This window comes from Streptomyces filamentosus, from assembly GCF_014654895.1.
GTDB lineage: Bacteria > Actinomycetota > Actinomycetes > Streptomycetales > Streptomycetaceae > Streptomyces > Streptomyces filamentosus.
On record NZ_BNBE01000002.1, the window covers coordinates 651559 to 669009 of the forward strand.

The 17451-nt window shown below is 75.3% G+C and carries 18 protein-coding genes; 6 read left to right on the top strand and 12 right to left on the bottom strand.

What is annotated here, in order from left to right; translation table 11 throughout:
- Positions 1–68 precede the first annotated feature (68 nt).
- A complete protein-coding gene (locus IE326_RS21855; protein ID WP_190042712.1) occupies positions 69–1580 on the top strand; it encodes a DUF4246 domain-containing protein in 1512 nt (503 codons plus the stop codon).
- A gap of 55 nt (positions 1581–1635) precedes the next feature.
- On the opposite strand, the gene msrA is transcribed toward IE326_RS21855, so the two are convergent.
- The 4 genes from msrA to IE326_RS21875 form a co-directional block, all read right to left on the bottom strand.
- Complete coding sequence (msrA, locus tag IE326_RS21860; RefSeq protein WP_150226448.1) at positions 1636–2163, bottom strand: peptide-methionine (S)-S-oxide reductase MsrA; 528 nt, start codon at positions 2161–2163, stop codon at positions 1636–1638.
- Positions 2164–2277: 114 nt separating this feature from the next.
- On the bottom strand, positions 2278–3255 hold the full coding sequence (locus IE326_RS21865) for an alpha/beta hydrolase (protein WP_150226449.1): 978 nt from the start codon (positions 3253–3255) through the stop codon (positions 2278–2280).
- 157 nt (positions 3256–3412) lie between these two features.
- Positions 3413–3856, bottom strand: a complete 444-nt coding sequence (locus IE326_RS21870; protein ID WP_190042713.1) for an ATP-binding protein — start codon at positions 3854–3856, stop codon at positions 3413–3415.
- A 190-nt stretch (positions 3857–4046) separates the two neighbouring features.
- Positions 4047–4418, bottom strand: a complete 372-nt coding sequence (locus tag IE326_RS21875; RefSeq protein ID WP_190042714.1) for a hypothetical protein — start codon at positions 4416–4418, stop codon at positions 4047–4049.
- Positions 4419–4655: 237 nt separating this feature from the next.
- Here IE326_RS21875 and IE326_RS21880 point away from each other — a divergent pair, with 237 nt between their 5' ends.
- Positions 4656–5093 carry an SRPBCC family protein gene (locus tag IE326_RS21880; RefSeq protein ID WP_150226452.1) on the top strand — a complete coding sequence of 146 codons (438 nt, stop codon included), beginning with the start codon at positions 4656–4658 and terminating at the stop codon, positions 5091–5093.
- Between the two features lie 106 nt (positions 5094–5199).
- Entirely contained in the window at positions 5200–6294 is a 1095-nt protein-coding gene (locus tag IE326_RS21885) for a MerR family transcriptional regulator (protein ID WP_190042715.1), read from the top strand.
- 49 nt (positions 6295–6343) lie between these two features.
- Here the strand turns inward: IE326_RS21885 and IE326_RS21890 are convergent, their stop codons facing one another.
- From IE326_RS21890 to IE326_RS21910, 5 genes are all read right to left on the bottom strand, one after another.
- Complete coding sequence (locus IE326_RS21890; protein ID WP_229915561.1) at positions 6344–7150, bottom strand: DUF1295 domain-containing protein; 807 nt, start codon at positions 7148–7150, stop codon at positions 6344–6346.
- A 46-nt stretch (positions 7151–7196) separates the two neighbouring features.
- Positions 7197–8534, bottom strand: coding sequence for an SAM-dependent methyltransferase (locus tag IE326_RS21895; protein WP_190042716.1), 1338 nt, complete (start codon positions 8532–8534; stop codon positions 7197–7199).
- Positions 8531–9349 (bottom strand): DUF1365 domain-containing protein, encoded by an 819-nt coding sequence (locus IE326_RS21900; RefSeq protein WP_150226455.1) that lies wholly within the window; start codon positions 9347–9349, stop codon positions 8531–8533. Before IE326_RS21900 ends, IE326_RS21895 begins: the two co-directional genes overlap by 4 nt.
- A complete protein-coding gene (locus IE326_RS21905; RefSeq protein ID WP_150226456.1) occupies positions 9346–10605 on the bottom strand; it encodes an NAD(P)/FAD-dependent oxidoreductase in 1260 nt (419 codons plus the stop codon). The genes IE326_RS21900 and IE326_RS21905 overlap by 4 nt, the downstream gene beginning before the upstream one ends.
- Positions 10606–10708: 103 nt before the next feature.
- Positions 10709–11329 (bottom strand): sigma-70 family RNA polymerase sigma factor, encoded by a 621-nt coding sequence (locus tag IE326_RS21910; RefSeq protein WP_150226457.1) that lies wholly within the window; start codon positions 11327–11329, stop codon positions 10709–10711.
- Between the two features lie 308 nt (positions 11330–11637).
- On the opposite strand from IE326_RS21910, the gene IE326_RS21915 reads away from it, so the two are divergent.
- A complete protein-coding gene (locus tag IE326_RS21915; protein ID WP_190042717.1) occupies positions 11638–12897 on the top strand; it encodes an NAD(P)/FAD-dependent oxidoreductase in 1260 nt (419 codons plus the stop codon).
- A gap of 114 nt (positions 12898–13011) precedes the next feature.
- Here IE326_RS21915 and IE326_RS21920 read toward each other — a convergent pair whose 3' ends face one another.
- Both IE326_RS21920 and IE326_RS21925 read right to left on the bottom strand, forming a co-directional pair.
- The gene (locus IE326_RS21920) at positions 13012–14535 is read right to left on the bottom strand and encodes an SDR family oxidoreductase (RefSeq protein ID WP_150226459.1); all 1524 of its coding nucleotides are present in this window, start codon (positions 14533–14535) and stop codon (positions 13012–13014) included.
- A gap of 109 nt (positions 14536–14644) precedes the next feature.
- The gene (locus IE326_RS21925) at positions 14645–15178 is read right to left on the bottom strand and encodes a MarR family winged helix-turn-helix transcriptional regulator (protein ID WP_229915675.1); all 534 of its coding nucleotides are present in this window, start codon (positions 15176–15178) and stop codon (positions 14645–14647) included.
- Positions 15179–15316: 138 nt separating this feature from the next.
- Between IE326_RS21925 and IE326_RS21930 the strand changes: the two genes are divergently transcribed.
- Positions 15317–16177: an alpha/beta fold hydrolase gene (locus IE326_RS21930; RefSeq protein ID WP_150226460.1), complete on the top strand. Its 861-nt coding sequence runs from the start codon at positions 15317–15319 to the stop codon at positions 16175–16177.
- Between the two features lie 19 nt (positions 16178–16196).
- Here the strand turns inward: IE326_RS21930 and IE326_RS21935 are convergent, their stop codons facing one another.
- Positions 16197–16601, bottom strand: coding sequence for an SgcJ/EcaC family oxidoreductase (locus tag IE326_RS21935; RefSeq protein ID WP_150226461.1), 405 nt, complete (start codon positions 16599–16601; stop codon positions 16197–16199).
- Positions 16602–16683: 82 nt separating this feature from the next.
- Here IE326_RS21935 and IE326_RS21940 point away from each other — a divergent pair, with 82 nt between their 5' ends.
- On the top strand, positions 16684–17436 hold the full coding sequence (locus IE326_RS21940) for a hypothetical protein (RefSeq protein ID WP_190042718.1): 753 nt from the start codon (positions 16684–16686) through the stop codon (positions 17434–17436).
- Positions 17437–17451: the final 15 nt, after the last annotated feature.

Consider the following 17451-nt stretch of genomic DNA (forward strand, 5'->3'; position numbering starts at 1 on the left):
GGGAGGCGGTGTCGGTGCGCTGAAGTATCGTTCCCGGCACCGCACACCCGACTGGGAGGACCAGAGAAGTGACTGGCCCGGCTGCTTTCCCGCTGCCCTTTCAAGCCGCCCGTTCGCTGCCGTTCACGGCGCCCCGGACGCTGCGGGAGCTGGAGATGATGCGGTGCAGCGCGCACCTGAGGGAGAAACCGGGCTGGTTCGACAAGCGGAACGACGCCGAGGTCGTCGCCCGGTGGACGCGGGAGGCGGTCGAGCAGGGGCTCACCGAGGCGCAGATCCGCTACGTCCTCGCCGAACTCGCGCACTACGCCGCGCTGCGGGACGGGCGGACCGGCGTCGAGGTGGCCGCCGTGGACGGGGTGTGGCAGTCGGACGCGCTGGTCGACGACGCGCTCAGGGACCGGCTGCGCGAGGCGGTCCGGGTCCTGGAGGAGGTCCCCGAGGCGGAGAAGGACTGGCACCCGGGCTCCGGCGGCCAGGTGCTGGACCTGGTGCACCCCTCGATGTTCTGCCTGGTGAGGGGGGTGAGCGGGGCGCCCGAGGAGACGTGGCGGAACCCGACGGGCCCGTACTACGCGAAGCACGAGTTCTCGGAGAGGTTCCAGTGGCTGCCGACGGACGTGGAGGTGGGTGACGACGGCGAGGTCTCCTTCCTCTCCTACGTCAACAACGTCCACCCCGAGGAGCACCGCGAACTGAACGCGGTGCTGCCGGAGTTGTTCGCGCGCGTGCGCCCGCTGCTGGAGAACGTGCTCACCGACCTGCGCCATCCGAGGCCCCCGCGGATCGAGGCCGACGCCTACGCGTGGTACGGCCCCGAGCCGGAGGCCCCCGTCAGGTCCGACCACGACGACGAGGAAGGCTACGGCAAGGCTCTCGACGCGTGGCGGAAGGCCATGGGCGAGTGGTGGGACAACCGGGTCCCCGTCGTCCCGGACGCCCCCGAATTCACCCCGCCCGAGCCGCCCGGGGCGTCCGCCCGGGTCGATCTGCGCGGCCGCCGCCTCCAGGTCGTCGCCAAGCTCGCCACCGTCCACCTCACCCCGGAGCGGCCCGAGTACGACGGCGGCTCCTGGCACGTCGAGGGGATGCTGAACGAGCGGATCGTCTCGACCTGCATCTACTACTGGGACAACGAGAACATCACCGAGAGCCGGCTGAGCTTCCGGGCGGCGGTCGACGACCCGGAGTACGAGCAGAGCGACGACGAGGGCGTGCTGGAGATCTACGACCTGGAGGACGGGGACGCGCTGAACCAGCTGCTCGGCTCGGCGCCGACCCCGGCGGGCCGCTGCCTGGCGTTCCCGAACGTCCTGCAGCACCGCGTCGGTTCGTTCCGCCTCGCGGACCCCGCCCGCCCGGGACACCGCAAGATCCTCGCGTTCTTCCTCGTCGACCCGTCGGAGCGGATCGTCTCCACCTCCGACGTGCCGCCGCAGCAGCCGTGGGCCGCGACGTCGACCATGACGCGCGCACAGGCCGAGGACTTCCGCGAACAGCTCATGGAGGAAAGGAAGTTCTTCGTCGACGAGCACAACGAGCAGCTCTACGAGCGGGAGTTCTCCCTCTGCGAGCACTGAGCCCGCTCCCGCCCCGCCCGCGGCTGCGGGGCGGGGGCGGGGCGGGCGGGGGTGCTCATCCGGCGGGGTCGGTGCCGTCCTGGCCCCGGCGGGGGAGCTTCCAGCCGGGGCGCGGGAAGTGGCAGGTGTAGCCGTCGGGGTAGCGCTCCAGGTAGTCCTGGTGCTCGGGCTCCGCCTCCCAGAAGTCCCCCAGCGCCTCGACCTCGGTCACCACCGGGCCCGGCCACAGCCCGCTGGCGTCGACGTCGGCGATGGTGTCGAGCGCCACGCGCTTCTGGTCCTCGTCCGTGTAGTAGAGGGCGGAGCGGTAGCTGCGCCCGACGTCGTTGCCCTGGCGGTCGACGGTGCTGGGGTCGTGGATCTGGAAGAAGAACTCCAGCAGGTCCCGGTAGCTCGTGACGGCGGGGTCGTAGAGCACCTCGATCGCCTCGGCGTGGTCGCCGTGGTCGCGGTAGGTGGCGTGCGGGGTGTCCCCGCCGGTGTAGCCCACCCGGGTGCTCACGACCCCCGGCCGCCTGCGGATGAGGTCCTGCATCCCCCAGAAGCAGCCCCCGGCCAGGACCGCCTTCTCCGTGTCGCCCATGTGCCCTCCATCGTGCGTGATCGGCGTGCCGTCCGGCGCGCCTCGCCCCGGACGGCGTCACCGGCCATCATGCAGCAGTCCGCCGGCGGCGTGCGCGTCCGGGGCGTGGTGCGGTCAGTCGTCGTGGAGGGCGTCGCGCAGGGCGTCGACGGCGAGCTTGCGCGCCACGTTCGCCGCCCGGGTGTCGCGCAGGCTGTCCAGGAGCAGGAAGTCGTGGACCATGCCCGCCACCCGGACCGAGGTCACGTCGACGCCGGCCTCACGGAGCTTGTTGGCGTACTTCTCGCCCTCGTCCCGCAGGACGTCCGCCTCGTCGGTGATGACCAGGGTCGGGGGCAGGCCCCTGAGCTGGTCGAGCGTCGACCGCAGCGGCGAGGCGTAGTGCTGGAGCCGCTCGGCGGGGTCGGTGGTGTACGCGTCCCAGAACCACTTCATGCCGTCGCGGGTGAGGTAGTAGCCCTCCGCGAACTGCAGGTACGACGGCGTGTCGAAGTCCGCGTCGGTCACCGGGTAGAGCAGGACCTGGGCCTTCAGGCCGAGACCGTCCTCGCGCTCCTTGTTCATCAGCGCGAAGACCGCGGACATGCAGCCGCCCACGGACTCGCCGGTGACCGCCACCCGCGAGGTGTCCATGCCGTGGTCCGCGCCGTTCTTCCGCACCCACTGGCCCACCGCGTAGTTCTGCTCCACCTGGGTCGGGTACTTCGCCTCCGGCGCCCGGTCGTACACCGGGAAGACGCCCACCGCACCCGCTCCCACGACGAGCTCGCGGAAGAGGCGGTCGTGGGTCCTGTCGTCGCCGAAGACCCAGCCCGCCCCGTGGATGTAGACGATGACGGGCAGCGGCCCGGTGACGCCCTTCGGGCGGATGATCCGGGTGCGGACCGTGCCCCACTCACCGGCGTCGACCTCCACCCACTCCTCGTCCACCTCCGGCCGGGACACCCCCTCACCGCTCTGCAGACCGGCCAGGATGTCCCGCCCCTGCTCCGGCGGGACCTCGTAGATCCTCGGATGCGGATCCGTCGCCTCGGCGAGCTCCCTCGCGGCCGGCTCCAGATAGGGCGTGACGGGCGGGGGCAACTGCGTCATGTGCGCTCCAGCGTGTGTGAGAGGTCCCGTGCCGGGACCCGGATCCCCCCTGGGCATCCTCTGGCCCTCCCCGCTCCATCCTTCCCGGACGGCGGCTCTCCGCAAGCCGGGGGCGGGGGTGCGGCGGGGGCCTGCGGGCAGGAGCCGTACCGGCCGGCTACCGGAGGAGGGAGAGGCGGGCGCGGACCCGTTTCCCCTCCGGGTGGGGCTCGACGACGAGGCTCTCGCAGACGGCGACGACGATCTCGACGCCGTGCTGCCCGATGCGCCCGGGGTCGTGCCCGCGGAGCACGGGGGCGGCCGGCTCGCGGTCGAGGACCGAGATGTCCAGGGCGTCCCGGGACAGTTCCAGCACCAGGCGGCAGAGGCCGGAGGCGTGCCGGACCGCGTTGGTCACCAGCTCGCTGACCACCAGCTGCGCCAGTTCGACGTGCTCGTCCTCCACCGGGACGGGCCGCGCGGCGGGGGCGGCCGCCAGGAAGTCGGCCGTGAAGGCGCGGGCGGAGGCCATGGCGTCCCCGTGAGGGGCCGCGTCATAGACGACGCTCGCGGTCAGGAGGGATGCCGGTGCCGCGCGCTCCGCGGTGATCGCGTCCGCCATGGCACTCGTGCTCCCCTCGTCCGGAACGGGTGGCCGCCGTGGGGCACCTCCCTCTCCGCTCTTCCCCCCTTCTCGGTTTCCACACCGTCCGTCACCGGGATCACACCGGTGGGAGGACGGTGGCGCCGCTCCCGGGGCCGGCGCGGTCTCGGCAAGGGCCGTTCCTCCGCGTCCTGGCGGAGGGGCTGAGTCAGGGGCGGCGTTCGAGGAACAGGGCCACCGGCCCGAGGTCGCGCCGCGCGGCCCCCCGTCCGGTCTTTCGTCCCAGCGCGTACGCCAGGGCGAGGGCACCCGCCGCGACCGCGACGGCGCCGCCCGACGCGGCCGGATGCGCGCGCCCGGCCGCCCACAGCCCGCTCCCCTGGTCACGGGCCGCCCGCACGGCCGTACGGGCCTTCCGGGCGAGCGGTGCCGCGAGCGGATCGAACTCTCCCGCGTCCTCCTGCTCGTCGCCGTCCTCCGCCACGGAGTCGTCCAGCTGCGGCAGATCGGGATAGTCCGGCACGGCGTAGGGGCCGGTCCAGGCGGACGGGTTCTGCTCGCTCTTCTCCGAAGCACTCATGGGAGATCGTCTCGCCCGGGACGCGCGGGCTAAACCTGATCCGTCGCGACGGTCCGGGCACCGGGAAGCGGCACGGGCCGTCTCGTCCCCCTTTCGCATCGTTCGTGCGTCGCTGCCGCCCCTCCTGGTGTGTGTCCGGGCCTGCGTCCGCGTGCATCCGGCCGGGTGCCGGGGCGGGAAGTACGGATGCCCGGGACGTCGGCGTGCCCGGCGGAGACGTGGGAGGAGGACCGTCCGGTGATCAGTGTGGAGCGCGTGATCGTGGTGCGCCGTCCCCTGGCGGAGGTCGTGGCGTATCTGGAGGACTTCGGCCACGCCGAGGAATGGGACCCCGGGACCGTCCGTTGCGTCGGGATCGGCGAGGGGGCGCCGCGGCCGGGCTCGCGGTGGCGGAACACCTCGCGCTTCCGGGGGCGCACGACGGAGCTGGAGTACGAGCTGGTCGTCCGCGAGCCGGCCCGGCTGGTGTTCTCGGGGAGGAACCGGACGGTGGACGCCCTGGACGACCTCCGGTTCGCCGAGGAGGGCACGGCCACGCGGCTGGTCTACCGGGCGTCGCTGTCGTTCAAGGGCTTCGCCCGGCTGGCCGAACCGTTCCTGCGCGGGGAGTTCGAACGGCTCGGCGACGGGGTGGCCGACCGGCTCCCCGGGGCCGCCGAGGCGTGGCGCCCATGACCGCAGGCCGCCGGCAGCGTCCTTCCACGCCCGTCCGCGCCGGCCGGGCGGCCCTCGCCGCCTTCCCGTCGTTTCGGCGTCGCCCCCGCACCGTAGGGTGAGGGGCATGTCCGACGTCGCTCACGGGATCACCACGGGCGCGGTGGCCCGGCGCCTGGGGGTCTCCCCCACCACCGTCCGTTCCTGGGACCAGCGGTACGGGATCGGGCCCGCCGTGCGCGCGGACGGACGCCACCGGCGGTGGAGCCCCGCGGACGTCGCGATGCTGGAGGAGATGTGCCGCCTCACGGCCTCGGGCGTGCCTCCCGCCGAAGCGGCCCGCGCCGTCCGGACGCGGCGGTCCTCCGCGGAGGAGCCCCGGGAGGCCCTGGAAGGAACGGCCCGGAAAGAGCAGACCGGAAAAGAGCCGGTCGGGGAAGAAGCGGCCCGGGAAGAAGCGGTCGTGGGGAAGGGGACCGGAGAGAGGGGCACCGGGGAGGACGTGCCCGCCTCCGTCCCCGCTCCCCCCGTGCGCGCCGGCGGGAGCGGCCTGCCGCTGGGGGACGTGCGGCAGGAGTGCCGGGGGCTCGCGCGGGCGGCGGTGCGCCTCGACGGGCCGGCCATGGGGAGGCTGCTCCAGGACGTCCTCTCACAGTACGGCCTGGTCACCGCCTGGGAGGAGGTCATGGCGCCGACGCTGCACGCGGTGGGCAGGAAGTGGGAGACGTCGGGGGACCGGTACGTGGAGGTGGAGCACCTGCTCTCCTGGCACATCTCCACCGCGCTGCGGCAGGCGACCGTCACCGGCTCCGCCTCCGTCCCGGGCCCCCCGGCGCTCCTCGCCTGCGTTCCCGGCGAGCAGCACACCCTGCCGCTGGAGGCGCTGGCCGCCGGTCTCGCCGAGCAGGGCCTGCCCACCCGGATGTTCGGTGCCGCCGTGCCGGCCGAGGCCCTCGACTCGGCGGTGCGGCGGTCGGGCCCGGCCGCCGTCGTGCTGTGGTCCCAGGCCCGGTCCACCGCACACCACGCGCTGGCCCGGCACGTCGCGGGGACGGCGTTCGGGGTGCGGGGCGCGCGCCGGACGCCGCTGACGCTCCTCGCGGGTCCCGGCTGGGCCGGCCGGCCCGTCGGCCCCGGGACCGTACGGCCCACGAGCCTGCGCGAGGCGATCGGCGCCGTCTCCCGGCTGTACGCGGAGCCCGCGGGGGGCGCGGGGGGCTGATCCCCCGCTGTCCCCCGACCGCCGGCCCCTCCCCTCCGCTCCTGGCGGCTCACGCGCTCCGGCGGGGAGGCCGGGGCAGGAAGCCGCTGGTCCGAGCCCGGTACTCCGCGTATCCCGGACGGTCGGCCATGTGGGCCTCCAGGAGCCGCTTGCCGCTGCCCCAGACGAGCAGGCCGGTCATGACGAGCGGGGAGACGAGGGTGAGGGCGGCGGTCTGCCAGGTGGCGCAGGCCGTCAGGTACAGGCCCCACCAGACCAGGAAGTCGCCGAAGTAGTTGGGGTGGCGGGTCCAGGCCCACAGTCCCCGGTCCATGATGCGTCCCCGGTTCGCCGGATCGGCCTTGAAGCGGGCCAGCTGACGGTCGCCCACGGCCTCGAAGGCGAGGCCGGTCGCCCACACGGCGAGGCCCAGGCAGGCGGTGGCGTCCAGCGGCCGGGGCAGCAGGACGGCGACCTGGACGGGGAGGGAGACCAGCCAGACCAGGGCGCCCTGGAGGAGGTACACCTTCCGCAGGGCGTAGAAGGTGGGGGATCCGCGGCCCTTGGCGAGCATCCGCGCGTACCGCGGGTCCTCCCCGTGGCCGCGTCCCCGCCGGGCGATGTGGACGGCCAGCCGCAGCCCCCACACGACGGTGGCGAGGGCGACGGCCGTCCTGCGGACGTCGTCGCCGTGACCGGCCGCGAGGACCCAGGCCACCGTGGCGACGGCGGCGAAGGCGACGCCCCAGGCGACGTCGACGATCCGGTGCAGGCCCTTCGCCGTGCCGATGGCGAAGGCCACCAGCATGACGGCGAGCGCGGCGGCGGCCGAGGCGGCGAGGACGGGGCCGAGGGCCCCGGTGTCGACGGGGCTCACGTCTCCTCCCCGTATCCGTCGGCGGGCGCCCGGTGTCGTGCGGGAGTCATCGCGCCGTCCCCCCGTCCTCCCCGGCGGTGAAGCCGATCTGGCGGACGTCGAGGTAACCGGAGCGGAAGCCCGCCTCGGACCAGGCGAGGTAGAACTCCCACATGCGCCGGAAGACGCCGTCGAAGCCGAGGGCGGCGACAGCGGCCTCCTCGCGGAGGAAGCGGGCGCGCCACTGGCGGAGCGTCTCGGCGTAGTGGTCGCCGTAGCCCCGGTCGTGGACCGTGCGCAGTCCTGCGGCGGCGCTCTCCCGGGCGATGGCCTCCGGCGAGGGGATGAGGCCGCCGGGGAAGACGTACTTGCTGATCCACGTGTGGGTCCGGGCGGTGGCGAGCATCCGCTCGTGCGGCATGGTGATGGCCTGGAGGGCGACGCGGCCGCCCGGGGCGAGGAGGCGGCGGAGGGCCGTGAAGTAGTCGGGCCAGAAGTCGGCCCCCACGGCCTCGATCATCTCGACGCTGACGACGGCGTCGTAACGGCCCCTGATCTGCCGGTAGTCGAGCAGTTCGACGGTGACGCGGTCGGCGAATCCGGCGAGGGCGACGCGGTGCCGGGCCAGTGCGAGCTGCTCCTCGGAGAGCGTGACGGTGCGGACGCGGGCGCCCCGGGCGGCGGCGCGGATCGCGAGTTCGCCCCAGCCGGTGCCGATCTCCAGGAGTTCGGTGCCGGGCCCGGTGCCCGCGAGGTCGAGGAGCAGGTCGATCTTGCGGTGCTGGGCGGCGGTGAGGACCTCGTCGGGAAGGATCGCGCCGGCGAGGGTGCCGGACGCGTCCGGCAGGGGGTCGAAGACGGCGGAGGAGTAGCTGAGTCCGGGGTCGAGGAAGAGCGCGAAGAGCTCGTTGGAGAGGTCGTAGTGGCGGCGGATGTTCGCGCGGGACCCGTCGGGCGTGTTGCGGTCGGCGCGCGGTCTGCGGCGGACCCAGGCGCCCCTGAACCGGCGCAGCGGTGCGGGGACGAGGTCGTCGACGTGGCGGGCGAGGACGGTGAGGACGGCGACGAGGTCGTCCGCGTCCCACTCTCCCGCCATGTACGACTCGCCGAAGCCGATCAGCCCGTCCGCGCCGATCCGCCGGTGGAACGCCGCCGGGTCGTGGAGCGTGAGCGTCGGCAGGGGGACGTCGTCGCCGGTCCGCCGCGCCGGGACGGTGGGGCGGCCGTCCGTCCGTATCCGCAGCGGCAGCCGGGCGAACGCGGACTCCACCAGCAGGCGGGCCACGGCGGTGCGCGCCGCGGAGGCACGGGGCGGCCGGGCGACGCCGGGCCAGCGGTCGGGGTCCACGGGGACGACGCCGGGGCGGGCGGCGCGCGGTGCGGCCGGGGGGAGCGAGAGGGTCACGGGGTGCCTTCCTGCGGGGTGGGGGCGGTACGGGGGCGGGGCCGGAGGCCCTTGAGCCAGAGGCGGATCCCGTGGCGGCGGATGCCGAGGGAGACCGCGGCGGTGGGCCACGGGTGCCGGACGGCGGCCCGGAGCAGGGCTCCCGGCCCGGCGGGGCGCCGGGTGCCGCGCACGGTGGCGGTCAGCGGCCTGGTGCCGTCCGGGAGGCGGAGCTGGACGGTCAGGTCGAGCAGTTCGCCGGGGAGGGGCAGGCGCATGCGGTAGGTGCCCGCGACGTCGAGGAACGGGGAGACGTAGAAGTCCTTGGGCGTCTCGGCGCGGCCCCGGCGGTCGGGGAACAGCACGTACGCGTGGCGTCCGCCGTAGGTGTTGTGGACCTCCGCGACGACGCAGACGGGGCGGCCGTCGCGGGCGTGGCACCAGTACAGGGTGAGCGGGTTGAAGACGTGTCCGAGGACGCGGGCGTGGGCGAGCATCAGGACCCGTCCGTCGGCGCCGGTCACGCCGTGGGCGGCGAGGCGGGCGTCGAGGGCGGCTCGCAGGGTCGGGGCGTCGCCGTCGAAGTGGTCGGCGGGGTCGAAGCGGGCGAGCGGGCGCAGGGGGCGGGGCAGGACGGGCAGCCGGTCGAGGTCGACCAGCCACATGTACGTGCGGTGGCGGAGCCCGTACCGGACGGGGCCGGTGCGGGTGTGGGCGATCTCGGTCTCGTACAGGGCGGGGACGGGTCCGGCCGGCGGTCCGGTCCCGGAGGCCGGGCCGGTGCGGGCGCGCGGGCCCCGGGCCCGCCGGGGCCGGCTCCTCGGGGTCGTGTTCATCGGAGTGCCGCTCCCAGGTGGCGGGCGGCCTCGACGCCGGAGCGGCAGCCGTCCTCGTGGAAGCCCCAGCCGTGGTAGGCGCCGGCGTAGGCGGTGACGGGGGTGCGGAGCGCGGGCAGGAGGCGCTGGGCGGCCACGGACTCCGGGGTGTAGACGGGGTGTTCGTACGTCATGCGGGCGAGGACGGCCGATTCGTCGATCCGGTCGCCGGGGTTGAGGGTGACGACGTGCGGTTCGGCGCTGCGCAGCCGCTGGAGGCGGTTCATGTCGTAGCTGACCTGGACGGAGCCCGGGCGGGCGGTGCAGGAGGGCAGCCGGTAGTTCCAGGAGGCGCGGGCGTGCGGCGAGCGGGGCAGCAGGCCGGTGTCGCGGTGCAGGACGGTGGGGTTGCGGGAGTAGGTGAAGGCGCCGAGGACGCGCCGTTCCTCCTCGGTGGGGTCCGCGAGGAGCCGCAGGGCCTGGTCGGGGTGGACGGCGACGACGACCGCCGCGTGCTCGGTGGAGTCGCCGTCGGCGGTGACGACCGTCGCGCGGGCGGCGCCCCGGACGACGGCGCGCACCGGGGTCGCGGTGCGGACGGAGGCGATGGGCTCGGCGATGCGGGCGACGTAGGCCGCGGAGCCTCCGGTGACGGTCTTCCACTGCGGGGAGCCGGTGACCGAGAGGAGACCGTGGTGGTCGAGGAAGCGGAAGAGGTGCACGGCGGGGTACCGCAGGGCGGTGTCGGGCGGGCACGACCACACGGCGGAGACGAGGGGGATCGCGAAGTGGCTGACGAAGTGGGCGGAGAAGCGGCGGGCCCGGAGGAAGTCGCCGAAGGTGAGGGTGAGGTCGTCGGCGGCGAGGAGGCCGCGGGCGGCGCGGTGGAAGCGGGGGACGTCGGCGAGCGTCAGCAGGTGGCGGCCCCTGCGGACGTTGCCGCCGCCGAGGAGGCCGCGGAGGCCGCGTGCCCCGGCGTACTCCAGGCCGCATCCGTCGCAGCGCACGGACATGCTCATCTCGGCGTCCTGCGTGGTGACGCCCAGCTCGCGGAAGAGGCGCAGGAGGTGGGGGTAGGTGCGTTCGTTGTGGACGATGAAGCCGGTGTCGACGTGGAGGGTGCCGCCCTCCGCGGTGGGGAGCTCGTGGGTGTGAGCGTGGCCGCCGAGCCGGTCGTCCGCCTCGTACAGGGTCACGTCGTGCACGCGGGAGAGGAGGTGGGCGGCGGTGAGGCCGGCCACCCCCGCCCCCACCACGGCCACGCTTCGTCGGTCCATCGTCTCCACCCCTCGTACGAGCTTCTGTCGTGTGCACCGGCGCGGGCGCGGCGGTGTCTGTCCCTGTCGGCGGGCCCCGCCGGCGTGCCGCCGGGCGGGCCGTTCAGTGCCCGGCGCCCGCGGGCGCGAGGCTGTGGCGCATGCGCTGGAGGCCGCGGCGGGCGTGGCTCTTCACGGTGCCCAGCGGCATGCCGGTGCGGTCGGCGATCTGCGTCTGGGTCAGGTCGGCGAAGTAGGCGAGCTCCAGCACGTCCCGCTGGACCCGGGGCAGCCTGGCCAGTTCCTCGGTGACGACCAGCCGGTCGAGGACCCGCTCGGGTTCCGCGTCGCTCCGGTGCTCGTGCTCCAGGGAGGCGCCGAGGGTCGCCGCGAGTTCGGTGCGGCGGGTGCGGGCGGCCAGCGCGTCGGCGACCTTGCGGCGGGTGATGCCGACCAGCCAGGCCGGCAGGGTGCCCCGTTCGGGGCGGAAGTTCGCCCGGCCGCGCCAGGCGGCGTCGAAGACCTGCTGGGTGACGTCCTCCGCCTCGCGCGGGTCGCCCAGGGACCGGGCGGCGAGCGTGTGGACCAGGCGTCCCCAGCGCCGGTACGCGACGGCCAGGCACTCCTCCTCCCCGCCGGCCAGGCCCTGGGCGATCCGCTCGTCGGTGGCCGCGGCGGCGTCCGTGACGGCGTCCGCCGCGCGGGGGACGGGGGCCGGGTCACCGTGCGTCCGTCGTGCGGTCATGGCGCTTCCTCCTCCGGACGGTGGTGCTGACGACCACCGGGTGTGCGCCCGCCCCGGAAGGGCGGGCGTCGGGCCTCGGGCCCGTGCTCCCTCACCGTCCGCTCCGTGCATCGCTTCGCTCAACACGCAGCGTTTCCGCATCGAATTTTCCGCAGGGTCCCGCGCGTCGAATCAGGGGTTTCCGGCGCGCTCCCCGCATCCGGCGGGCGCCCTTGGGGCGAAGGGGACGGAGGGGCGGCAGTGCACCCCTCACGACGCACTGCGGATCACGGATCACGGATCACCGAGCAGGGAAGGACGGGAACGCCATGGCGAGGACGACGGGCGACGGGCCGTACGACGTGGTGGTCGTGGGGGCGGGGGCGGCCGGTCTGGCCTGCGCCGGCGACCTGTGCGCGGCGGGCTCTCGGGTGCTGCTCCTGGAGGCCGCCGAGGAGGCCGGCGGGCGGATGCGCACCGACCGGGTGAACGGCTTCACCCTGGACCGCGGCTTCCAGGTCTTCAACACCTCCTACCCGCAGGTGAAACGACGCGTGGACCTCAAAGCGCTGCGGCTGCGGCCGTTCACCCCCGGGGTGCTCGTGCACACCGACGACGGACCGCGCCGGTTCACCGATCCGACCCGGCGCCCCGGGGAGAGCCGGGACCTGCTCCCGGGTCGGCTCGCGTCCGGCCGCGACCTGCTCGCCCTCGCCGCCCTGTCGGCCCGGGACGCGCTGGCCCCGGCGGCGGTGCTGCGGCGCGGCGGCGACGGCACCACGCGCGACGCCCTCGCCCGGGCCGGCGTCTCGCCGCACCTGGTGGAGACCTTCTTCCGGCCGTTCCTCTCCGGCGTCTTCCTGGAGGACCGGCTGGAGACCTCGGCGCGCTTCTTCCACCTGGTGTGGCGGAGCATGCTGCGCGGCACCCTCTGCCTGCCGGCCGGGGGCATCGGCGCGGTGCCCGCCCAGCTCGCGTCGCGGCTTCCGCCGGGCGTGCTGCGGACCTCGGCGCCGGTCTCCGCCCTGACGCCCGGGGGCGTGCTCCTCGCGGACGGCCGCGAGACGGCGGCCCGCGCGGTCGTGGTCGCGACCGGGCAGCGGGTCGCGGCGGAGCTGCTCCCGGGGCTCCGCGTCCCGGACGGCCGGACCGTGACCACGCTCTACCACGCCGTGCCCCGGCCCCCGCTGGGGGAACCCGTCCTCGTCGTCGACTCCCGGCGCAGGTTCCTCAACACCTGCGTCCTCACCGCCGTCCAGCCCGGCTTCTCCTCCGACGGCCGGGCCCTGGTGTCCACCTCGGTGCTCGGCTCCCCCGGCCCGGCGGACGGGAAGGCCGTCCTGGACGCCCTGGGCGAGGCGTACGGCGTCGGCACGGACGACTGGGAGCCGGTCCACCGCGTCACGGTCGCCGACGCCCTGCCGGCGATGCCGGCCCCCCTGCCGCTCTCCCGCACCGTGCGCCGGGAGCCGGGCCGGTACGTGTGCGGGGACCACCGGGCGACCGGCTCCCTCCAGGGCGCGCTGGCCTCGGGGGCGCGGGCGGCGCGGGCGGTCCTGGACGACCTCCGTACGGGCGCGGTCCGGTGACCCCGCCGGGCGGACGACGGACCGGCGGGGCCACCGGAGCGCCCAGGCCCCCCGTACGCCCCGTGCACCGGCGGTAGGCCCCGTGCGCCGGAGCGCCGAGCGGGGTCCCGCCCGTCATCCGCCCGGCGCGCCGTCCTTCCGTCCGCTCTCCGTCTCGGCGGTCCGGGCGATGTTCCTGGCCATGCCGCCGAAGACCACGGCGTGGAAGGGGGCCACGCTCCACCAGTACGCCTGTCCCGCCAGGCCCCGGGGGTGGAAGACGGCGCGCTGCCGGTAGGAGGTGCGGCCCCGCTCGTCGCGGTCGACGGCCATCTCCAGCCAGGCGAGGCCGGGGAGGCGCATCTCGGCGCGGAGGCGCAGCAGCCGCCCTCGGTCGATCGCCTCGACGCGCCAGAAGTCCAGCGCGTCGCCGACCCGGAGTCGGTACGCGTCCCGGCGCCCCCGCCTCAGCCCCACTCCCCCGACGAGGCGGTCAGCCCATCCCCGTACGGCCCAGGCCAGCGGGAAGGAGTACCAGCCGTTCTCGCCGCCCACGCCCTCGATGACCCGCCACAGCGCCTCCGGGGTCGCGTCGACGGGGCGGGACCGCTCGTCCGTGTAGAGGCTGCCGCCCGCCCAGTCGGGGTCGGTCGGCAGCGGGTCGCTCGGTGCCCCCGGCGCCGAGGCGGAGGACCAGCGGGTGGCGACCTGGGCGTCGCGCACCTTGCGGAGGGCCAGGCGGAGGCACTCGGCGAAGGGGACGGGCCTGCCGGGGCCGTCGGGGACGTACCGCGCGATGTCGTGCTCGGTGCACACCACCTCGTGGCGGAGCGACTCGGTGAGGGGCCGGGCCAGGGAGGCCGGCACGGGCGTGACGAGGCCGATCCACTGGCTGGAGAGGCCGGGGGTGAGCACGGGCACGGGGACGATGAGGCGTTTGCGGAGGCCGGCGGTCTCGGCGTACCGCTCCATCATCTCCCGGTAGGTGAGCACGTCGGGGCCGCCGATGTCGAAGGCCCTGTTGACGTCCGGGGGCATGGCGGCGCTGCCCGCCAGATAGCGCAGCACGTCGCGGACGCCGATGGGCTGGACCCGGGTGCCGACCCAGCTGGGGGTGACCATGACGGGCAGCCGCTCGGTCAGGTACCGGAGCATCTCGAAGGAGGCGGATCCGGAGCCGATGACGACGGCGGCGCGCAGGACGGTCGTGGGGACGCCCGAGTCGAGGAAGATGCGGCCCACCTCGGTGCGGGAGCGCAGGTGCGGGGAGAGTTCCTCCTCCGGCACCCCGCGCGGGGAGAGGCCGCCGAGGTAGACGATGCGCCGCACCCCCGCGGCCTTGGCGGCGGCGGCGAAGGTGCGGGCGGCGCGCCGGTCGGTGGCCTCGAAGTCGGGGGTCGAGCTCATCGAGTGGACCAGGTAGTAGGCGACGTCGACGCCGTCGAGCGCGGGCCGGAGGCTCTCCGCGTCGGTGACGTCGCCGCGCACCGTCTCCGCCCGGTCCGCCCAGGGGAAGTCGCGGAGCCGGTCCGGGTGCCGGGCGAGGCAGCGGACGGCGTAGCCCCTGTCGAGCAGTTCCGGCACGAGGCGTCCGCCGATGTATCCGCTCGCGCCGGTCACCAGGCAGCGGGCTCCTTCGGACGGGGTGGGAGTGTCCATGTGCTGATCCGTTTCACCGTGGGCCGTGGAGTACGCGTCCCCCGCGGGTTCTTCGCCGCCACGGGGGCGCGCGGATGCGGCCGGATGCGCGTGGACGCGCGTGGTCGCGTCAGGGGTGCCCGGGTCCCCGCACCGGCGCCCGGACGGTCACCGGCTCCGGTTCCGTGTCCGGCTCCGGCTCCGTGTCCGTCTCAGCGCCCGACTCCGCCTGCGCGCCCGGCTCCGTGCCGAGGACGGCGTGGGCGGCCGACAGGAAGCGTCGTACGGCGTCCCGTTCGGCGGGGCCGAAAGAGTCCAGCACGTCCAGCAGCCCGCCGATGACGGGGCCGAAGAAGTCCTGTCCGAGGTGGATCGCCTCCGGTGTGACGCGCAGCAGGACCCGGCGCCGGTCGCGGTCGTCGCGGATCCGGGTCACGTGCCCGAGACGTTCCAGGCGGTCGATCACGGCGGTGGTGCCGGCCGAGTTGAGGCCGAGGCGGGCGCCGAGCAGGCCGGCGGTGGCCGGCTCGCCGGCCCTGGCCGCGTCGAGGAGGCAGACCAGGGCCCGTACGTCGGTGTGGTGCATGCCGTGGCGGGCGGCGAACTCCGCCTGACGCAGGCCGAATTCGACGGACACGGCACGCAGCAGGTGCACCAGCCGCAGCCCTTCCGGCTCCTCCGGTCCGCCGCTCCTTCCGCCTGTGCCCGTACGGCCGCCGGTCCGCTTGTCGTCCACTTCGCCTCCGCCTAAAGTCTCTCGCCGAGCGAGATTATCGCGTGGCGAGAGAAAAAGAGGGGCATCATGCCCGTTCCCGTGCCCGATTCCTTCCGCGCCGCCTACGACGAGGCCCTCGGCCGGTGGCCCGGACCGGTCGACCGCGCCGACGTCCCGACGCCGTACGGGACCACCCGGGTCAACGGCCTGGGACCGGCCGCCGCGCCGCCGTTCGTCCTGCTGCCGGGCGGCGGGGCCACCTCCACGGTGTGGGGGGCCTGCGCCGCGGCCGGCCTCGCCCGCCGCCACCGGGTGCACGGCGTCGACCTGATGGGCGGCCCGGGATGCAGCGTGCCCCGGCCCGGGCGCCCGGTCCGCTCCGTCGACGACCTCGTCCGCTGGCTGGACGCGGTCCTCGACGGGATCGGCCCGGCGGGTCCCGGCGCGGGGCCGGTGCTCCTCGGCGGGCACTCGTACGGGGCCTGGATCGCCGCCCACTACGCGGCCCGGCGCCCCGGGCGGGTCGCCGGACTCCTCCTGCTCGACCCGACCCTGGTCTTCGCGGGCCTCCGGCCCGCCTACGTCCTGCGGGCGCTGCCGATGCTGGCCCGGCCCACCCCTGCGCGGATCCGCTCCTTCCTCGCCTGGGAGTCCGGCGGAGCCGCCCTGGACCCGACCTGGCTGCGGCTCCAGGAGGAGGGCGCGGGCTTCCCCTCCGTCCGCCCGGTCACCGGGCCGCGCCCCGACCTCGCGGCGCTGCGGGAGCTCCCCGTACGCGTGCTGCTGGCGGGCCGCGCCCGCTGCCACGACCCGGTCCGCGTCGCCCGGGCCGTCGCCGTGGCGCTCCCGGAGGCGCGGACCGAGGTCCTGCCGGGGGCCTCGCACCACGCGTTCCCCCTGACGGCGGCCGGGGCGATCGCCCGGGGCCCGGCCCCCGGCAGCGACTGAACGGCCGCGCGCACCCGGTCTAGCGGGCGATGACCGCGGTGTTCTGGCAGGCGGTCAGCAGCCAGCGGCCGTCGTCCTGCTTCGCGACGACGTAGAGCGGGGCGCCCTCGCTCTCCTCGCCGGGGGCGAGGTAGCGCTGGCGGACCTTGACCGCCGCGACGTCGGGACGGATGAAGAGCGTGTGGACCACCTCGTAGGTGACCTCGCCGTCCCAGTCGGCGGCGGGGAGGACCTCGCGGGTGAACTCCGCGATCGCGTCGAGTCCGAGGAGGACCTTGCCGTGGGCGGTCGTCCAGAGGGCGTCCGGGTGGAAGAGGCCGAGGAACTCCTCGGGGTCCTTGTTCCGCTGGGAGTGTTCGACGGTGGCGACGAGCCGGCGGATCGCTTCGACGTCGGCCGCGCGGGATGTGGTTTCCGTGGTCATGCGGACGATCCTCGTACCTCGAGTCCGCTTGAGGTCAAGCCCGTTCCCGCGCGCGCCCCGGGCACGGCCTACGCTGGTCCGCATGAGGGACGAGGGGGACTTCCGGGTCGGTGACGTGCTGTCGGTCTCCTGCCCCTTCACGCCGGCGCGGGTCGAGCGGGAGGTCAGGTGGGGGCACCTGGCGGTGCGCTGGCCGTGGTGGGAGATCGACGAGAGCCGCGCGTTCGGGCACTGGAACGGAGTGGTCGCCCTGGGGGTGGGCGACGGGGACGAGGGGCCGGGGACGGAGCCGGAGCTGTTCCGCACCGATCCCCCGCCCGAGGGACTGGGGGCCGGGGACCCGTGCCGGGTGGGCGTGCCGCCCACCGTGGTGCACGTGACGGCCGTCGAGCACCACGATCCGCCGCTGGAGACGGCGTGGCTGCCGCGTCCCGTCCTGACGGTGGCCGTGCTGCCCCGCGGCCTGTCCTACCGCGAGTTCCCCGACGACAGCCACCTCAACGGGACCGGGTACTTCCTCCACCCCGGCGACGGGATCCCCTTCGCCTTCGAGCTGCTGATGCGGCCGTACGCGTGCCTGGTGCCGGGCGACGAGGTCGCCGACGCCGCCGGGCGGGCGTGGCGGTTCGGCGGACCGTGGGACTGGACCCCCTTCGACGGGGAGCCGGCGGGCGAGGGGCCCGGGTGGCCGCTGGTGCTGCTGGCCCGCGCGGAGCGCCCGTGCTCCCCCTCCGGCCCGGAGGCCGCGGCCGTCGCCTCGGGCACGGCGACCGGCTCCCACCAGGAGACCCTGCGCGCGTGGACGGCGCTGACCGGGGCCTCCCCCACGCCCTGAGCGGCCGGTGGCGGC

What these genes read in the sequence shown, in the direction of transcription:
- msrA (WP_150226448.1), bottom strand. Translation starts at nt 2,163, where the DNA reads ATGGGCGACACGGAGAAGGCGGTCCTGGCCGGGGGCTGCTTCTGGGGG.
- IE326_RS21865 (WP_150226449.1), bottom strand. Translation starts at nt 3,255, where the DNA reads ATGACGCAGTTGCCCCCGCCCGTCACGCCCTATCTGGAGCCGGCCGCG.
- IE326_RS21870 (WP_190042713.1), bottom strand. Translation starts at nt 3,856, where the DNA reads ATGGCGGACGCGATCACCGCGGAGCGCGCGGCACCGGCATCCCTCCTG.
- IE326_RS21875 (WP_190042714.1), bottom strand. Translation starts at nt 4,418, where the DNA reads ATGAGTGCTTCGGAGAAGAGCGAGCAGAACCCGTCCGCCTGGACCGGC.
- IE326_RS21885 (WP_190042715.1), top strand. Translation starts at nt 5,200, where the DNA reads ATGTCCGACGTCGCTCACGGGATCACCACGGGCGCGGTGGCCCGGCGC.
- IE326_RS21900 (WP_150226455.1), bottom strand. Translation starts at nt 9,349, where the DNA reads ATGAACACGACCCCGAGGAGCCGGCCCCGGCGGGCCCGGGGCCCGCGC.
- IE326_RS21905 (WP_150226456.1), bottom strand. Translation starts at nt 10,605, where the DNA reads ATGGACCGACGAAGCGTGGCCGTGGTGGGGGCGGGGGTGGCCGGCCTC.
- IE326_RS21910 (WP_150226457.1), bottom strand. Translation starts at nt 11,329, where the DNA reads ATGACCGCACGACGGACGCACGGTGACCCGGCCCCCGTCCCCCGCGCG.
- IE326_RS21915 (WP_190042717.1), top strand. Translation starts at nt 11,638, where the DNA reads ATGGCGAGGACGACGGGCGACGGGCCGTACGACGTGGTGGTCGTGGGG.
- IE326_RS21920 (WP_150226459.1), bottom strand. Translation starts at nt 14,535, where the DNA reads ATGGACACTCCCACCCCGTCCGAAGGAGCCCGCTGCCTGGTGACCGGC.
- IE326_RS21930 (WP_150226460.1), top strand. Translation starts at nt 15,317, where the DNA reads ATGCCCGTTCCCGTGCCCGATTCCTTCCGCGCCGCCTACGACGAGGCC.
- IE326_RS21935 (WP_150226461.1), bottom strand. Translation starts at nt 16,601, where the DNA reads ATGACCACGGAAACCACATCCCGCGCGGCCGACGTCGAAGCGATCCGC.
- IE326_RS21940 (WP_190042718.1), top strand. Translation starts at nt 16,684, where the DNA reads ATGAGGGACGAGGGGGACTTCCGGGTCGGTGACGTGCTGTCGGTCTCC.